General features: G+C 57.3%; 18 protein-coding genes. 16 read left to right on the top strand and 2 right to left on the bottom strand.

Translation table 11 applies throughout. The features are described from left to right. The first annotated feature begins 46 nt into the window (after positions 1-46). From RHM65_RS22790 to RHM65_RS22770, 5 genes are all read left to right on the top strand, one after another. The gene (locus tag RHM65_RS22790) at positions 47-526 is read left to right on the top strand and encodes a chemotaxis protein CheW (protein WP_322168526.1); all 480 of its coding nucleotides are present in this window, start codon (positions 47-49) and stop codon (positions 524-526) included. Beyond that, positions 527-931, top strand: a complete 405-nt coding sequence (locus tag RHM65_RS22785) for a DUF2802 domain-containing protein (protein ID WP_322168528.1) — start codon at positions 527-529, stop codon at positions 929-931. Between the two features lie 278 nt (positions 932-1209). Next, positions 1210-2529, top strand: coding sequence for an MFS transporter (locus RHM65_RS22780; protein ID WP_322168529.1), 1320 nt, complete (start codon positions 1210-1212; stop codon positions 2527-2529). A gap of 21 nt (positions 2530-2550) precedes the next feature. Then, positions 2551-3303 (top strand): Asp/Glu racemase, encoded by a 753-nt coding sequence (locus RHM65_RS22775; RefSeq protein ID WP_322168531.1) that lies wholly within the window; start codon positions 2551-2553, stop codon positions 3301-3303. A 57-nt stretch (positions 3304-3360) separates the two neighbouring features. Beyond that, on the top strand, positions 3361-4248 hold the full coding sequence (locus tag RHM65_RS22770) for a LysR family transcriptional regulator (RefSeq protein WP_322168533.1): 888 nt from the start codon (positions 3361-3363) through the stop codon (positions 4246-4248). 57 nt (positions 4249-4305) lie between these two features. Here RHM65_RS22770 and RHM65_RS22765 read toward each other — a convergent pair whose 3' ends face one another. Both RHM65_RS22765 and RHM65_RS22760 read right to left on the bottom strand, forming a co-directional pair. Then, on the bottom strand, positions 4306-4629 hold the full coding sequence (locus RHM65_RS22765; protein ID WP_322168534.1) for an EscU/YscU/HrcU family type III secretion system export apparatus switch protein: 324 nt from the start codon (positions 4627-4629) through the stop codon (positions 4306-4308). Continuing rightward, positions 4629-6218, bottom strand: coding sequence for a flagellar hook-length control protein FliK (locus tag RHM65_RS22760; protein ID WP_322184082.1), 1590 nt, complete (start codon positions 6216-6218; stop codon positions 4629-4631). The genes RHM65_RS22765 and RHM65_RS22760 overlap by 1 nt, the downstream gene beginning before the upstream one ends. A 200-nt stretch (positions 6219-6418) precedes the next feature. Between RHM65_RS22760 and ccmA the strand changes: the two genes are divergently transcribed. The 11 genes from ccmA (at position 6419) to RHM65_RS22705 (ending at position 17049) form a co-directional block, all read left to right on the top strand. Next, positions 6419-7054, top strand: a complete 636-nt coding sequence (gene ccmA / locus RHM65_RS22755; protein WP_416194763.1) for a cytochrome c biogenesis heme-transporting ATPase CcmA — start codon at positions 6419-6421, stop codon at positions 7052-7054. Continuing rightward, a complete protein-coding gene (gene ccmB / locus RHM65_RS22750; RefSeq protein WP_322168538.1) occupies positions 7051-7722 on the top strand; it encodes a heme exporter protein CcmB in 672 nt (223 codons plus the stop codon). The genes ccmA and ccmB overlap by 4 nt, the downstream gene beginning before the upstream one ends. 75 nt (positions 7723-7797) lie before the next feature. After that, on the top strand, positions 7798-8583 hold the full coding sequence (locus RHM65_RS22745) for a heme ABC transporter permease (protein WP_322168540.1): 786 nt from the start codon (positions 7798-7800) through the stop codon (positions 8581-8583). Continuing rightward, positions 8580-8756, top strand: coding sequence for a heme exporter protein CcmD (ccmD, locus tag RHM65_RS22740; RefSeq protein WP_322168542.1), 177 nt, complete (start codon positions 8580-8582; stop codon positions 8754-8756). The genes RHM65_RS22745 and ccmD overlap by 4 nt, the downstream gene beginning before the upstream one ends. Next, the gene (ccmE, locus tag RHM65_RS22735) at positions 8753-9229 is read left to right on the top strand and encodes a cytochrome c maturation protein CcmE (RefSeq protein WP_322168544.1); all 477 of its coding nucleotides are present in this window, start codon (positions 8753-8755) and stop codon (positions 9227-9229) included. The genes ccmD and ccmE overlap by 4 nt, the downstream gene beginning before the upstream one ends. A 4-nt stretch (positions 9230-9233) precedes the next feature. Beyond that, on the top strand, positions 9234-11207 hold the full coding sequence (locus RHM65_RS22730) for a heme lyase CcmF/NrfE family subunit (protein ID WP_322168546.1): 1974 nt from the start codon (positions 9234-9236) through the stop codon (positions 11205-11207). Continuing rightward, positions 11204-11740, top strand: a complete 537-nt coding sequence (locus RHM65_RS22725) for a DsbE family thiol:disulfide interchange protein (protein ID WP_322168550.1) — start codon at positions 11204-11206, stop codon at positions 11738-11740. Before RHM65_RS22730 ends, RHM65_RS22725 begins: the two co-directional genes overlap by 4 nt. Next, positions 11737-12207, top strand: a complete 471-nt coding sequence (locus RHM65_RS22720) for a cytochrome c-type biogenesis protein (RefSeq protein ID WP_322168553.1) — start codon at positions 11737-11739, stop codon at positions 12205-12207. Before RHM65_RS22725 ends, RHM65_RS22720 begins: the two co-directional genes overlap by 4 nt. Continuing rightward, entirely contained in the window at positions 12204-13439 is a 1236-nt protein-coding gene (ccmI, locus tag RHM65_RS22715) for a c-type cytochrome biogenesis protein CcmI (protein ID WP_322168556.1), read from the top strand. Before RHM65_RS22720 ends, ccmI begins: the two co-directional genes overlap by 4 nt. Positions 13440-13449: 10 nt before the next feature. Then, positions 13450-13851 carry a hypothetical protein gene (locus tag RHM65_RS22710; protein ID WP_322168559.1) on the top strand — a complete coding sequence of 134 codons (402 nt, stop codon included), beginning with the start codon at positions 13450-13452 and terminating at the stop codon, positions 13849-13851. 894 nt (positions 13852-14745) lie between these two features. Continuing rightward, on the top strand, positions 14746-17049 hold the full coding sequence (locus tag RHM65_RS22705) for a hypothetical protein (protein ID WP_322168561.1): 2304 nt from the start codon (positions 14746-14748) through the stop codon (positions 17047-17049). Positions 17050-17057: the final 8 nt, after the last annotated feature.

Raw genomic sequence — 17057 nt, 5'->3', positions numbered from 1 at the left:
GGCGCTCAGTGCCGTCTGTACAGCACACACTTGAGGGGTTAGGGGTATGAATAAGTCGTCAGCACAAGGTTCCGAAGATCCTATCCTGCAGTGGGTTACCTTCCGCCTGGATAACGAGTCGTATGGCATCAACGTGATGCAGGTTCAGGAAGTGCTGCGCTACACCGAAATCGCTCCTGTTCCGGGTGCGCCAAGCTACGTGCTGGGCATCATTAACTTGCGCGGTAACGTCGTGACCGTCATCGACACCCGTCAGCGTTTCGGTCTGGCCCCGGTTGAAGTCAGCGACAACACCCGCGTTGTGATCATCGAAGCGGACAAGCAAGTGGTCGGGATTCTGGTCGACAGCGTGGCAGAAGTGGTTTATCTGCGTCAGTCTGAAGTCGAAACCGCGCCGAACGTGGGCAATGACGAATCCGCCAAGTTTATCCAGGGCGTGTGCAACAAGAACGGTGAACTGCTGATCCTTGTTGAGCTGGACAAAATGATGTCGGAAGAAGAGTGGTCGGACCTGGAGAACATCTGATTGATTCTTGAGGCTGCGGTAATTTTCCTGGGCATCCTTTGGGTGCTCTCGTTGGTGCTGTTTCTGTCTTACGCCAAACGCCAGCGGTTATTGCTGACGCAACAGGCCGAAGACGACACGGTGCGTGATCAACGCATCCGAGAGTTGGCCAGACGTCTGGATAACTACCAGAGCGGCACCATTCGCATGGGCGAGGACTTGCACGAATTGCGCTCAGTCGTCGCGCCGCTGCCGGACAAGTTGAGCCAGCTTGAGCAGCGTGACCCGTCCACGCTGTCCTTCGCCCAAGCCGCCCGATTGGTCGGCATGGGTGCCAGCGTCGATGAACTGACCCAATCCTGCGGCCTGACCCAGGCAGAAGCTCGGTTGATGAGCAAAATGCACGAGTCGCCACGGCGCGGGTAGGGCACACGTCTACGGCCCCTATCCCTGTAGGAGCCAGCTCGTTGGCGAAGGTCCTTCGGACCTATCGCAGCTTTCGGCAGCTCCTCCAGAATCTCTGAATTCCCCGCAAACATGCCTTTCAGGAGCTAGCCATCGCCATACGCGATGGCAGGCTCGTGAATGCCTGATATACGCGCCAAATCCCCGCTTTTAGTATTCATCTCACAGATTGCTCATCTCGCACCGCTGTCGCGAGTGAGTCCGCAAAAACAATAAGTCGATCACGACGAGATAATGCGATGAAAACCATGACTGCGAGACCGATTGCAGCACCTTCTACCACGACGGGCGCCAACAGCCTTACTCAGGGTGAACGCTACCTGACGCTTGGAGGCTCTTGGGCCGCCTGGTTATTCGACGCGCTGGACGCCACCGTGTTTGGCTTTGTCCTATTGGCCGTGGCGAAAAGCTTTTCGGTCGGCATGGGTGAGGTGGTTTCCACTGTTGCCTGGTTCCTGCTAGCGACCGGTATTGGTGGTTTTTTCCTGGGCAACATTGCTGACAAGATCGGCCGCAAAAAAACCATGTTGTTGTCGGTGTTTGTCTACGGCACCGGAACCCTGTTGTGTGGTTACGCCGACAGCTTGTGGCAACTCAACGTCTGCCGCTTTTGTGTCGGTATCGCGGTGGGTGGGTTGTGGTCTGCAGCCGCAGCACTGGTCTCGGAGATCTGGCCGCCGGCCGGTCGCGCCAAAGCCTTCGCGGTGATGCAAACCGGTTGGTCGGGCGGTGGCCTTCTGGCAGCAATATTCGCGTGGACCTTTCTAAAGACCAGCGACCCCGAATCATGGCGCTCGCTGTTTATCTACGCCTCGATCCCAGCCTATTTCACGCTGGTGTTCATCATGCTGTTCGTCAAAGAATCGCCCGTTTGGCTGGCCAACCGCGAATTTATGCGCCAGAACGCCAAAAAAGGCCGGCTGATGGAGATCTTTAGTCCGCAACACCTGAAGCTGACCCTGCTCGGTTTGAGCATCTCGGTACTCGGCATGTACGGCTATTGGATCATCATGACCTTTATGCCCGCCTATCTGCAGAACATCCTCAACGTGCGAATTGATCAAGCACCGGTGTTTGTGATCTGGATCGGCATTGGCGCGACCATTGGTTACCTGGCGTATGGCTATTTAGCCGAAGCAATTGGCCGGCGTCTGTCGTTCGCGATTTTTTTCGCGGGGATGGCGATCATGGTGCCGGTGTTTGCCTACTCAGCGACGCTGATGCCATTGACTGACGGCAAACTGCTGTTCACCACCCAGAACGTGATCACCCTCGGCTCCCTGGCTGCATTGCTGGGCTTCTTTACCGGCTACTTCAGCGGTTTCGGTTCGTGGTATTCGGAATTGTTCCCGACCAGCATTCGTTCCACCGCGTCAGGTTTTTGCTTCAACTTCGGTCGTGTCGGCGCCATCGCCGGGATCAAGCTGGTACCGATTTTAATCCCGCTTGTTGGCTTCACTGCGACCATTTCTCTTGCCTCTGTTTCTTATGCGATCGCCGCCGTCCTGGTGTTCACGCTTCAGGAAACCAAGGGCGCTCAACTGACCAGCGGCAACTGACTTCTAGAGAAGGACTGAATTATGAAAAATTTTCGTATCGGCCAAATCGTTCCAAGCTCCAACACCACCATGGAAACCGAAATCCCAGCGATGCTGACCTCGCGATACTCGCTGTTCCCTGAGGAGCATTTCACCTTTCACTCCGCGCGCATGCGGATGATGAATGTAAGCCCGGAAGAACTTAAAAGAATGGACGTCGACAGTGACCGTTGCGCACTGGAACTGAGCGATGCCCGAGTCGACGTCATGGCCTATGCCTGCCTGGTGGCGATCATGTGCCAAGGCGCCGGTTACCACAAAGTCTCCCAGGCCCGCCTGAGTGAAACCGTTAAGAGCAACAATGCGCCGACCCCGGTGTTGAGTTCGGCGGGCGCGTTGATCGACAGCTTGAACGTGCTGGGCTACAAGAAAGTCGCGCTGATCACCCCGTACATGAAGCCGCTGACCCAACAAGTCATCGACTACATCGAAGCCGCCGGAATTGAAGTGACCGACTCGATCAGTTTGGAGGTCTCTGACAACCTCGCGGTGGGTCGTCTGGACCCGATGAATCTGGTGGCGCACGCTGATCGCCTGAATATAGGCCAAGCGGACGGCGTGGTGCTTTCAGCCTGTGTACAGATGCCATCGCTGCCGGCGATCCAAGTGGTCCAAGACCGTATCGACCTGCCGGTGTTGTCAGCGTCAGTCGCCACCGTTTACCAGATCCTGAAAACCCTGGGCTTGAAAGCCCAAGTGCCAAACGCGGGTTATCTGCTTTCTGGCGCATTCTGAAGCCGACGTAAAGGGTTACCATCGGCGCAGTCCACACCGTTGAGCCTGTTGGCCCTTATGAAACTCGATCCCATCTCGTTGCGTCTATTTGTCAGCGTCATTGAAGAAGGCACGATCGCTGCCGCCGCCAAGCGCGAACACATTGCGGCCGCGGCGGTCAGCAAGCGTTTGAGTGAGCTGGAAGAGCTGCTCAACTCGCAGTTACTGGTGCGCACCAACAAGGGGATTACTCCGACGGCCGCAGGTATTTCCTTGCTTTACATGGCCCGTAGCGTGCTAAACAACTTGAATGAGATTGTCGTGCAGATGCACGATTTTTCCCACGGTCGACGCGGCTCTATTCATGTGCTCGCTAACATCTCAGCCATCACTCAGTTCATGCCCTCACTGCTCAAGTCGTTCATGGACCTTTACCCGCAGATTCAGATAACCCTGGAAGAAAAGCAAAGCCTGGCGATTACGAAGGGCGTCGCGGAAAACCTCGCCGACATCGGCGTATTTACTCAATTACCGCATGGCTCGGACGTAGAGGTGTATCCGTTCCGCACGGATCAATTGGTGCTGCTGGTCCCCGATGGCCATCCATTGGCAGCCCGCGACAGCGTGACTTTCGCCGACACCCTCGATTATGAATACGTGGCGTTACGCAGCGGCACCCATCTCAATTTTCAGATGATCAAAGCGGCCAGTGATGCAGGAAGATCGCTCAAGTTGCGGATGGAAGTGTCCAGTTACGACGCTTTATGCTTGATGGTTCAAGCGGGTATCGGGATCGGGATATTGCCTCAGGGCAGTGTCGATATTTATGCCATTGAGCATGCAAAAACCCTCACGCTGGACGAACCCTGGGCTACCCGCGAACTGACCTTGTGCGTACGCTCCCGGGAAGCGCTGTCGGTCACTGCGCGACTGCTGTTCGACCATATGCTGGCGTCGGAAAGCTGAAAAAGCCTTACCGATCTGTAGGCACCGACTTGCTGGCGAAGGGCTTGATGCGGTTTCTCAGGCGCTCGGCGTGATGTCCCGTTCCACTGGCTCGGCGTTAGGGTCACGGCCCGCAGGAAACTTGCCTTTCAGGTGCCAGGCAAACGCGATGATTTCGGCGATGGTGCGATACAGCGCTTCAGGGATGCTGTCGCCCAATTCCATACGGGCCAGCAGTTTGACCAGTTCGGCGTTTTCGTAGATTGGCACCTTGTATTCCCGGGCGATGGCCAGAATGGTTTCGGCCAATTGGTCGTTGCCTTTGGCTGTGAGGGTTGGCGCTTGTTGCCCGTCGTAGCTGAGGGCGATGGCCTGACGCGGGGTGTGGTCGGATTGAGTCATCAGGCTTTCTCGTCGATCCAGCGTTGTTCAAGGGCGGTGCGCTGGCCTTGTGGCGGGGTGCCGCGATGGCAGGCCAACTCGCTGACGGTGATGCCAGACGCCACCAGACGCTCGCGCAGGTAACCCAATTCACGGCCGATCAGCTCGGCGCTTTGCGAACGCTCGGCCCACAACTGGCTAGACAAACTACCGCGTACCAGTTGCGCCTGGACTTGCAGCGGCCCTAGCGGCTCCAAATTGAATGCCAGTTCGACCCGCCAGAGCTTCTCTTTGGCGGGCTTGTTCGGGTTGTCGCTTTTCTCGGCACTCTGATCCTGATCCGACGTTTCTTCACGTTGGACTTTGACCTGTAGTGGCACGATGTCCTGCATATTGCGCATGGGAATTTCCAATTGCCACGTGGTCAACAGGCTTCCGTCGGCGCTGGTGCGGGTCTGTTCGAGCCCGGACAATTGATGGCTTTGCAGGCGCGAAATGGCCGCGGCGGTAAGCTTTAACAAGGTCTCAAGGTCTTCCGCATTCTCTGCGCCGAAGTGACGCGACGGAATCGGGAAACCACTGAGGTGCGGGCGTGCGCCTACCAACCCCAGCGTGCCCAACGCATTGCGAATAATGCTCGGCATGACCCGGGCCATGCTATTAGCGGCCGCTGCGGCGTCGTAATCGGTGTTGTCAGGAACGTTCGGCAGGATCTGCGCAATCAGCCTTAATAAATTGGCTTTCAGGTCTGGACCGGCGGCCACGGTTTGGCCGCCGAGGAGGTTGGCTTCAAGAAACACGCCGCTGCCGCTCAAGGCCTGCGCGACGACTTTGGGGTCACTTAATTGTTGAATATCCGGCAGATCGGCCAACAACGTATCGATGCTCTCTTGCAGCGCGGGTGGCAAGCTTTGGTTTTGCTGAATGTTCTGCAGCACCTTGAACAAACCGTCCAGTGAGCCTTGGCGGCTTTGCTGGGTGCTGAGCTGCTGGGAAACCGCCACTTGATCCAGGTGCGTGCTCAGTTGTACGAAACTCAAGAACTGCGGCCCCTGGATCTGAGCGTTGAGTTGGCTACCAACTGCCAATGGCTGGGGGCTGTCCACCGTCAGGCTGGTGCCGGCGAGAACGGTGTTGATCAGGGTGATGATGTTGCGAAACAGCGCAGGCTGACCCTGACCCTGACCCTGAGGCAATGGCAATGGCTGGCTGCTCTGCACAGTGCCTTGCAGCAAGGTGCCCACCGGCAATTGTTTGGTGTCGATGGTCAGTAAGCTGGCAACCGCCGAACTCAAGCTCTGTTGCACAGTAATGGCCAGGCTGCTGGGCGTGGGCTGCGACACCAACAAATTAGCGCCCACCGGCAACGGCTGCGGGCTGATGGCTTGTATCAGGGTTTGACCGCCGCTCACCAGGTTTAGCCGTAACAGCAACTGAAACGCCTGATCCACGGGTTTAGTCGTGACGACTTCTGCGGTAACGATTTCGCCCGCCGCCAACAATCCCGCCGCAGGTTGAAGCAATTTGAGAACGTCACTCGGCGCAACCCCAGCCTTAATGAGCACTGCGGCAGGGGAGAGCGGTGGGAGGCTGCTAATGTCGCCAGTCATGGAGAGTTACAACCTGTGGAAATTGCCCTCTTGAAAGTAGGACATGACATGTATAATGCCGCCCCGTCTAGGAGGGTGCGGATAAAAATTTAAGTCACCCCTCCTTTCGGGTAGGTGCACGTTTAAACGTCATCAGTATAACGGCCGGTTTTTAGCCGACTTGAACCGCTTAGCCCTTGATCATCAAAGAAAGGTCAGCCATGCCCAGCCCGCTTCTAGAAGCCGTGGCGCTTGCTTGCGAGCGTGACTGGCGGATGCTCTTCGAGAACCTCGAACTGCGTCTGTCTGCCGGCGATATGCTGCAAATAAGCGGCCCGAACGGTAGTGGTAAAACCAGCCTGTTGCGGTTGCTGGCCGGGCTGATGCAGCCGACGGCGGGGGACGTGCTGCTTAACGGCCAGCCGCTGGCGACGCAGCGGACCGAGCTGGCGCGCAACCTGCTGTGGATCGGCCACGCTGCCGGTATCAAGGACCTGCTCACCGCCGAGGAAAACCTCACATGGCTGTGTGCCTTGCACCGTCCCGCCCACCGCGACGATATTTGGCGCGCGCTGGAGTCGGTCGGTTTGCGCGGCTTCGAAGACGTGCCTTGCCATACCTTGTCGGCAGGCCAGCAACGGCGCGTCGCGTTGGCGCGTCTGTACCTCGATAGCCCGCCGTTGTGGATCCTCGATGAACCGTTCACCGCGTTGGACAAACAAGGTGTGGCTCAACTCGAAACGCACCTGGCGGCACATTGCGAGCGCGGCGGCATGGTTGTGTTGACCACTCACCATACGCTGGGCCATATGCCTGGCGGTTATCGAGACCTTGATCTGGGGCAGTGGGCGGTATGAGTCATGTGTTTACCCTGATGGTCGCCCGTGAAGCACGTTTGTTATTTCGTCGTCCGGCGGAATTGGCTAACCCGCTGGTTTTTTTCGCAATCGTGATCGCCTTGTTCCCGCTGGCCGTCGGCCCGGAGACTCAATTGTTGCAAACCTTGTCGCCGGGATTAGTCTGGGTGGCAGCGCTATTGTCAGTCCTGCTCTCGCTTGACGGGCTGTTTCGCAGTGATTTTGAAGACGGTTCACTGGAGCAGTGGGTCCTTTCGTCGCACCCCCTGGCTCTTCTAGTTTCAGCCAAGGTGCTGGCACACTGGGTGTTTTCCGGACTGGCGCTGGTGCTATTGGCGCCGTTATTGGCATTGATGCTGGGTTTGCCCAGTGAATGCCTGCCTGTATTGTTGCTCTCGCTGCTGCTGGGTACGCCGGTACTAAGCTTGCTCGGCGCGGTGGGTGCGGCATTGACCGTCGGCTTGAAGCGCGGCGGATTATTGTTGGCGTTATTGATATTGCCGTTGTACATCCCGGTATTGATTCTGGGCAGCGGCGCGTTACAAGCGGCGCTGCATGGCATGCCCGCCACCGGTTACTTGCTTTGGCTTGGCAGCCTGACCGCTTTGGCAGTAACCCTGACACCTTTTGCAATAGCCGCTGGCCTGAAGATCAGCGTCGGCGAATAATTGAGGTTGGATCATCGCCGCCCGAGGGCGCTGATCAATAAAGACCCTGAAAGTACTGTGATGAAAGGCAGCGTGATGAAAAGCAACATCAGTTGGACCTGGTTCCACAAGCTGGGCTCACCTAAATGGTTTTACGGTATCAGCGGGCGCATGCTGCCCTGGCTGAGCATCGCCGCCGTGTTGCTGATCGGTATCGGTCTGGTATGGGGCCTCGCCTTTGCGCCGCCGGACTATCAGCAGGGCAACAGTTTTCGCATCATTTATATTCACGTTCCGGCCGCCATGGTCGCCCAGTCCTGCTACGTGATGTTGGCCGTGGCCGGTGTGGTCGGGCTGGTCTGGAAGATGAAAATAGCCGATGTTGCGCTGCAGTGTGCTGCTCCCGTGGGGGCCTGGATGACCGCCGTGGCGTTAGTGACTGGCGCCATCTGGGGCAAACCGACCTGGGGTTCGTGGTGGGTGTGGGATGCGCGCCTGACATCGATGTTGATTCTGTTGTTCCTGTACTTCGGTCTGATTGCCCTCGGCAACGCCATTACCAACCGCGAGAGCGCCGCCAAAGCCTGCGCGGTACTGGCGATTGTTGGCGTGATCAACATACCGATCATCAAATACTCGGTGGAATGGTGGAGCACCTTGCACCAGGGCGCGACCTTCAGCCTCACGGAAAAACCGGCGATGCCGGCCGAGATGTGGCTGCCGTTGCTGTTCATGGTCTTGGGGTTCTATTGCTTCTTTGGCGCAGTGCTGTTGCTGCGCATGCGCCTTGAAGTCCTAAAGCGCGAAGCGCGCAGCAGTTGGGTCAAGGACGAAATCATGAAAAGCCTGAATCAAGTGCCCGTCAAAGGAGTCGTACAGTGAGTTTCGACTCGTTTGGTGATTTCTTGGCCATGGGCCGTCATGCCCTGTATGTCTGGTCTGCGTATGGCATTTGCCTGTCGGTATTGGCTCTAAACGTCGCGCTGCCGGTCTTGGCCCGTCGGCGTTACTTGCAACAAGAGGCGCGACGTCTGCGCTGGGAGAATCAGAAGTGAATCCGCTGCGTAAGAAGCGTCTGTTGATCATTGTCGGAATACTGGCCGGAGTGGGCGTCGCCGTCGGCCTGGCCTTGAGTGCGCTGCAACAGAACATCAACCTGTTCTACACCCCGACTCAGATCGCCAACGGCGAGGCCCCGGTTGATGCGCGTATTCGCGCTGGCGGCATGGTGGAAAAAGGTTCGTTGCAACGCTCCGGCGATTCCTTGGACGTCAAATTCATCGTCACCGATTTCAATAAGTCGGTGACCATTACCTATCGCGGCATTCTTCCTGACCTGTTCCGTGAAGGGCAGGGCATCGTCGCCTTGGGCAAGCTCAACGCCGATGGCGTGGTAGTCGCCGATGAGGTACTGGCCAAACACGATGAGAAATACATGCCGCCTGAAGTGACAAAAGCATTGAAAGACAGCGGCCAGTCGGCGCCCGTGTCGTCTTCGTCGACCTCTCTACCATCGAAACAGGGCTGACCCCATGATTCCTGAACTCGGCCATCTGGCCATGATTCTGGCGCTGTGCCTTGCCATCGTGCAGGCCAGCGTGCCCTTGATCGGCGCTTGGCGCGGTGACCGTCAATGGATGAGCCTGGCCCAGCCAGCGGCCTGGGGGCAGTTTGCCTTCTTGGTGTTTTCCTTCGGCTGCCTGACGTACTCATTCATGACCGACGACTTTTCGGTCGGCTATGTGGCCAATAACTCCAACAGTGCGTTGCCGTGGTATTTCAAATTCAGCGCCGTATGGGGCGCACACGAAGGCTCGTTGTTACTGTGGGCGTTGATCCTCGGTGGCTGGACCTTTGCGGTATCGATCTTTTCTCGTCAACTGCCGCAGATCATGTTGGCGCGGGTATTGGCCGTAATGGGCATGATCAGCGTGGGCTTCCTGCTGTTTTTGACACTCACCTCCAATCCGTTTACGCGGATCCTGCCGCAAATTCCCGCAGATGGTCACGACCTTAACCCCTTGCTGCAAGACATTGGCCTGATTGTGCATCCGCCGATGCTGTACATGGGCTACGTCGGTTTCTCGGTCGCCTTCGCATTTGCCATTGCTGCGCTGCTCGGCGGGCGTCTGGACGCTGCATGGGCGCGCTGGTCACGTCCGTGGACGATCATTGCCTGGGCCTTCCTTGGCGTCGGCATCACCCTCGGTTCCTGGTGGGCTTACTACGAACTCGGTTGGGGCGGCTGGTGGTTCTGGGATCCAGTGGAAAACGCCTCGTTCATGCCTTGGTTGGTCGGCACGGCGTTGATCCACTCGCTGGCGGTGACTGAGAAGCGCGGTGTCTTCAAAAGCTGGACCGTGCTGTTGGCGATTGCGGCGTTTTCGCTGAGCTTGTTGGGCACCTTTCTGGTGCGTTCCGGGGTGGTGACGTCGGTCCACGCGTTTGCTTCTGACCCCGCCCGTGGCGTGTTCATTCTGATCTTCCTGCTGATCGTGGTCGGCGGCTCGCTGACCCTGTTCGCGTTCCGTGCCCCGGTGGTGAAAAGCCACGTAGGTTTCTCATTGTGGTCGCGTGAAACGCTGCTGTTGGGCAATAACCTGATCTTGGTCGTCGCCGCGTCAACGATTCTGTTGGGCACCTTATATCCGCTGGCGGTGGATGCGATGAGCGGCACCAAAATGTCGGTGGGCCCGCCTTACTTCAACGCGTTGTTCGTGCCCTTGATGGCGTTACTGATGGCAGTGATGGCCGTCGGTATGTTGGTGCGCTGGAAAGACACCCCGGTGAAATGGTTGCTGGGCATGTTGGCGCCAGTTTTGGTCGGCAGCGCGTTGCTGGCGGGAGTCGCCGCGTTCGTGCTGCATGACACGCAATGGGGTTCCCTGGCGACCTTCATGCTCGCGGCGTGGGTCTTGCTGGCCGGTGTTCGCGACATCCTCGACAAAACCCGCCACAAAGGCCTGATCAAAGGCGTTCGTGGTTTGACCCGCAGTTATTGGGGCATGCAGGTTGCGCACATCGGCATCGCCGTCTGTGCGTTGGGCGTGGTGCTGTCCAGTTCCAACAGTGCTCAGCGGGATCTGCGAATGGCGCCGGGTGATTCGTTGTATTTGGGTGGTTATGTCTTCCAGTTCGAAGGCGCCAAGCATATTCAGGGCCCGAACTTCACTGCCGACCAAGGCACTATTCGCGTCCTCGAAGGCGGCAAGCAAGTTGCGCTGCTTCACCCGGAAAAACGCTTGTACAGCGTGCAGCAATCGATGATGACTGAAGCCGGTATCGACGCAGGTTTTCGCCGTGATCTGTACGTGGCCCTCGGTGAACCGCTGGAGAATGGTGCGTGGGCTGTGCGCCTGCACGTCAAACCGTTCGTGCGCTGGATTTGGTTCGGCGGATTGTTCACTGCTTTGGGCGGCCTGATGGCGGCGTCGGACCGTCGTTATCGAGTCAAAGTCAAAAGCAAAGTGCGTGATGCGCTGGGCCTGACGGGGGCCGCTGCATGAAGCGCTGGATTCTGTTGATACCGCTGGCCTTGTTTTTGGGCGTGGCGGCTTTTCTCTATCGCGGCCTGTACCTTGACCCTGCCGAGTTGCCGTCAGCGATGATCGGCAAGCAGTTCCCGGCGTTTTCCTTGCCTGACGTGCAAAGCGGCAAAGTCATCACCCAGGCTGATTTGCTGGGTAAGCCGGCGCTGGTCAACGTCTGGGGCACGTGGTGTATCTCCTGCCGCGTCGAGCATCCGGTGTTGAATAAGTTGGCGCAGCAAGGCGTGGTGATTTATGGCATCAACTACAAAGACGTCAACGTTGATGCACAGAAATGGCTGAAGGATTTTCATAACCCTTACCAGATCAACATCAACGATGAGGCCGGTGGCCTCGGTCTGAACCTGGGGGTGTACGGCGCGCCGGAAACCTTCCTGATCGACAGCAAGGGCGTTATTCGTTACAAGCACGTCGGCGTGATCGACGACGTGGTTTGGCATGAACAACTGGCCGGCCTGTATCAAGGCCTGGTAGATGAGGCCAAACCATGAAGCGTTGGTTAGCCGCAGCGGTACTCAGTGCAGGGCTGGCGGGTGTCGCCCAGGCCGCCATCGATTCATATGAATTCAAAGACGAGGCTCAGCGCGCGCGTTACGCCGACCTGACCCGAGAACTGCGTTGCCCGAAATGCCAGAATCAAGACATCGCTGACTCCAACGCGCCCATCGCCGCCGACCTGCGTAAAGAGATTTATCGGATGCTAGGCGAAGGCCAAAGCAATCAGCAGATCATCGACTTCATGGTTGATCGCTACGGCGATTTCGTGCGCTACAAACCGGCGCTCAATTCGGGGACCTGGCTGCTTTGGTTTGGCCCGGCGGGTTTACTGTTGGGCGGCGTGTTGGTGATCGGCGTCATGATCACGCGCCGACGCGGCAAGCGCGCCGAAGATGCAGATGTTCTTTCCGACGAGGAGCGTCAGCGCCTCGCCCACCTGTTGGATAAAAACCACGAATGATTGATTTCTGGCTAGCTGCCGGCCTGCTGTTGCTGGTGGCCCTGAGTTTTTTGTTGATCCCTGTTCTGCGTGGTCGTCGCGCTCAAAGTGAAGAGGATCGTACCGCGCTCAACGTTGCCCTGTATCAGGAGCGTGTGGCCGAGCTAGTGGGCCAGCAGGAGGAGGGCGTGCTCTCTGACTTGCAAATGGATTCCGGCCGTGCCGAAGCCGCGCGTGAGTTGCTGGCCGACACCGAAGGCGCCGATATCTCGCGCTCGGCGCGCTTGGGCAAATCATTGCCGTTGCTGGCGGCGGTGCTGGTGCCGGTCCTGGGCTTGGCGCTGTACCTGCATTTCGGTGCCAGTGACAAGGTCGAACTGAGTCGCGAATTCGCTCAGGCGCCAACGTCCCTGGCGGAAATGACTACACGCCTGGAGCGTGCGGTAAAGGCTCAGCCGGATTCGGCGGAAGGTTTGTACTTCCTGGCGCGCAGTTACATGGCGCAGGACCGGCCTGCGGACGCGGCGGGTCTGTTTGAACGTTCGGTCGGATTGGCCGGGCGTCAGCCAGAACTGCTCGGGCAGTGGGCGCAAGCGCTGTATTTCGCCGGTGACAAAAAGTTCTCGCCGCAGGTCCAGGCGCTGACCACCGAAGCGCTTAAAGCCGATCCCAATGAAGTCACCAGCCTCGGGCTGTTGGGGATCGCTGCCTTCGAGGGCGAGCGCTATCAGCAAGCCATGGATTACTGGAAACGCCTGTTAGCGGTGTTACCGGCAGATGATCCTTCCCGCTCAGCGCTGGAAGGTGGCATTGCCCGCGCTGCCGAGAAACTTGGCAGTGGCGCTCCAGTCGTTGCGACACCTGTGGTCGCGGTCAAGGCGCCAGAGACGTCAGCGGTTGAAAGCAGGGTGCCGGCACTGATCAAGGTTCATGTTGACCTCGCCGAAGCCCTCAAAGCCAAGGTCCAACCCGGCGACAGCGTGTTTATCTTTGCCCGCGCCACCTCCGGCCCGCCCATGCCGTTGGCGGTCAAGCGCCTGACCGTGGCTGACCTGCCCGCTGAAGTCGAACTGGCCGATGCGGACGCGATGATGCCGCAACTGAAACTGTCGAACTTCCCTGAAGTCCAACTGGTTGCGCGCATCTCCCGCGCCGGCCAAGCGACAACGGGTGAGTGGATTGGCCGCAGCGCGCCCCTGTCCAGCAGCACCACGGAGCTGCAAGCGCTGACCATCGACAGCCCAGATCATTAAAGAGAACGCCATGAGCGCCGCCGCACGCATTACCTTGTTGAGTCTGGTGCTGGGCTTGAGTGCGTGTGCGGTGCAACCACCGGCACCGCAAAGCAGCGAACCCATCCCGCCGCAGCCCGGCACGTCACAACCGAGCGTGCCCCACAAAGCGCCGCAGCCCGCGCCACAACACCCGGCACCGGGCGCGCCGCAAACCTCTGCCCACTTCGCCCCGCCACCGGGTGGCAACAGCCACTGGGACTCACAGCTCGGGGTGTACGTGCTGGACGACCAGCCGGACACCTTCTACCGCCAGCGCACCTACTACCGCTGGGACAACGGCTGGAGCTGGTCAACCGCCCGTAACGGACCGTGGCAAGCCACCGACGTTAATGGTGTCCCGCCGGGGTTGGGTCGGCAGTTTGGGCATTGATGTTTGCCTGACAGAAATTCTCTGTTGAAGCCACCGTGTTGGCGAGAGGCTTAGGCGGTCTCCCCTCACACCGGCGTCGCTCCAGGGGCCGCATGGTTTCGTGGGGCCTCTTTCCGCAATTCGATATTCAATTCACAGCCGATCTACGGGCGGGCGGCCATCTGTAGAGCCAACTTGTTGGCGAAGGTCCTTCGACCTGATCGCAGCCTCCGGCAGCTCCTACAGAATCTTTGCAGCGCCAAAAACCGTGGGACCGAATTTATTCGGGAAGGCTTCAGTCCTGCACGCTGCAATCTCAAATCACACAAAATGCCACTCAGTTTGCTGCGCGACAGCGCCGCTTCGAAGACGTGGTGGCCCCTCCTACAGAAATTTCGACATTACGCATATCCCGCAGTGGATCTAGCGAATTGGCTTACTTACCCGAATACATCTGATCGAAAATCCCGCCGTCACCAAAGTGTTTTTTTCTGCTTTCCATAGCCTTTGACTGCCGGATAACAGGTTTTAGCTGAATCCCCGTCTTTAGGTCGATGCCCACAATTATGTGGGATTTACCCTACGACGCTAGTCGGTCATAGCGTCTATATACGTATGTTTTTCTACCGGAAACTTGCCCGGCCTCTCCACTATGCAGACCGGCCCATGTCCAATACCCCGAAATCCAGCCTGAGCAACTCCTTCCAGTTCCCGATCCGCAAAGCAGATGGCAAACCCTTTGCTGACGCCGAGCAACTGCATCAACTGCTGGAAAAAGAAACGTCGGGGTTCTACTTATTGAGCAAAAGCGGCTTCTGGCACGGCGGTATTCATATCAGCAATGAAAGCGCCCCGCACTGCGTCCACAACGAACCGGTGCGCTGCATCGCCGACGGTGAAGTGGTCGCATACCGCTTGAATGCCGACTACCTCGATTCCCAGTTCGAACAGGACGCAAGTTGCCTGCAACTGAAATACTCCACCTCGTTTTGCCTAGTCCGCCACACTTATCAGTCACCGCCCAATCCCGAAGAAGGGCCCAACCACGGCAAGCAAAACAGCCTGACCTTTTACAGCCTGTACATGCACCTGCTGCCCTTCGAACGCTACCCGAATGACGACCCGACCTACGCCAACCGCGTGCAAGTCGGTTTCGGCGACCGCGCAGCCCGCAATGTGCCCTTGGGTGAACCCGGCAGTAAAAAGATCGGTGTAATCCTCGCCGGCAGCGTGTTCGACATTCTTGAAGAGCGAGAAGGCGCCGAAGGCTATCGCTTTGCCAAAGGCCGCCTTGTCTGGGCACCACCGGAAGGCCCGTTCAATTCCGGTGCAGAACTCTGGTTCGCCAGCCACCAACACGGGCAACCCATCAGCCCAGATAACTGTCGGTTGCTGTTGGCCAAGGTGCTGCCACCTGCGCGAGCCCGACCTGTGTATTGGCAAGGCATGGTTGAAGCCCGCGTGCGGCAGTTCCACGGGTTGGACATGCATCGCGCGCCTGAGAATAACGATCCGGGCGCCAGCTACGGCGTGCGGGAACAATTACCCTCGGGCTATACCTTTCGTTTTGATAACGCACACACTGTGTTGGTCAACGCACCGGATGGCACCCGACGGCCCATGGCGCGCTGCACCATTGCCCCGACCACCATCAGAGGCGAGCCTCTCATTCAAGCGTTTTGGGCCTACGTGGATGACATTGAGCTGGAGTTTCCGCGCACTGAGCCGGTGGGTCTGGACAGCGTTATCGTTCCCGAAAAACCGATCCCGATCAAAGCTGGCGCCCCGGTGGGCTACCTTGGGTTGTACGAAACACCCGCCGAAACCGGCAAGACATCCAAACACCAAGTGCATTTGGAAGTCTTCACCTGCGACCCGAACCTCGACGCTTTTCTCAGCAACGAAGCCGGTCTCAAACACGGCAAGCAATACCTCCACGTACCCAAACTGCAACCGGACATCGTGGCCCAAGACACCGAAAGCGAGCTCCGGAGATTTCTGTTTCAAGACCATGTGTTTGACCTGAACAAGTTGCCGGTCGTAAAAGACAAAGACGGCGCCCTGGCCTACAAGATTAACGTCCAGGAAAAGGTCCCTACCCCCAAAGCGCCGATCCGTAATTTTGAAGCATTGATCAGTAAACAAGGAGTACAGGACGGCACAACCAAGGCCCAGATCGTCAGTCAACACGACTTCAAGGCGCTTGGCTTCAAGATCGTTGAGCAAGGTGCCAATAGCTGCAGCCCGTTGATTTCGGGGAAGGTGTGTAATTTCTATAAACACCTGCACGCTTTGGCCGACGTCAATCACGACGGAAACGTCAGCGCTGAAGAACTGCGGCTGACACTGAGAAACCCCGCGTTCAGAAATCGCTGGTCAAAACTCATTACCCACCACCACACCGAATGGCAAACCACCGCCGACGCTGCCAACTGGCAAGCGTTTCGGGACCGCCTGAGTCACGACCCTGAGTGGCTGCGGCATGAGAGTGAGCGGATTAATAACTTGGTGTTTTGGGATGAAGTAGCGGAGAAGGTTGGACTGCCCAAGGATGGATGGGTTTCTTATTTTCATCCGGTGGAGTTTGTTGGGGCGATGGTAGTCAGCGTAAAAAAATGGATATTAGGTTCGACGTCAGAGAGATATGAATCAGGAGGACGAGGCCCAGGAACCGTTTCCACCGGGCGAGGGGATCACGGTGGAGTATCCTATGGTACTTATCAGATGTCCTCCGCAATGGGGGTAGTTCAAAAGTTTATTTTAAAATCGGAATTCGAGTCTGAATTCATCGGGATGACTGCGGCATCTGATGACTTCAATCGTAAATGGAAAACCATAGCGGCAAGAGAGGAAGACAAGTTTAAGTCCGCTCAGCACAAATTTATCAAAGAAACCCACTACGATGTCCAGTTGGAAGTACTCCGCGATAATGGAGTCGTTATGAATCACAAAAGGGCTGCCATCCATGATCTGATTTGGTCTACCGCTGTCCAATTTGGACCTAAAACAAAATTGATAATCAAGGCGTTGTCAGGCGCAGATTTGGAATCTATCTCTGATTTCAGTTTTGTTAAAAAAGTACAAAACTATAAAATTGAAAAGAATAACTTGCTATTTGCTAGTTCTCCCAGCCTTTGGGGCGGACTTGTTGCTAGAGCTGAAGAAGAAAAGCGACAACTTATTGAGCTATGTTCTTTAGATTTTGAAATTTCAGAATAGATGTTGGT

The organism is Pseudomonas sp. CCI4.2 (genome assembly GCF_034350045.1).
Classification (GTDB): domain Bacteria; phylum Pseudomonadota; class Gammaproteobacteria; order Pseudomonadales; family Pseudomonadaceae; genus Aquipseudomonas.
Note: the sequence above shows the minus strand (reverse complement) of the source record. Positions and strands in the feature narration are given on the sequence as shown.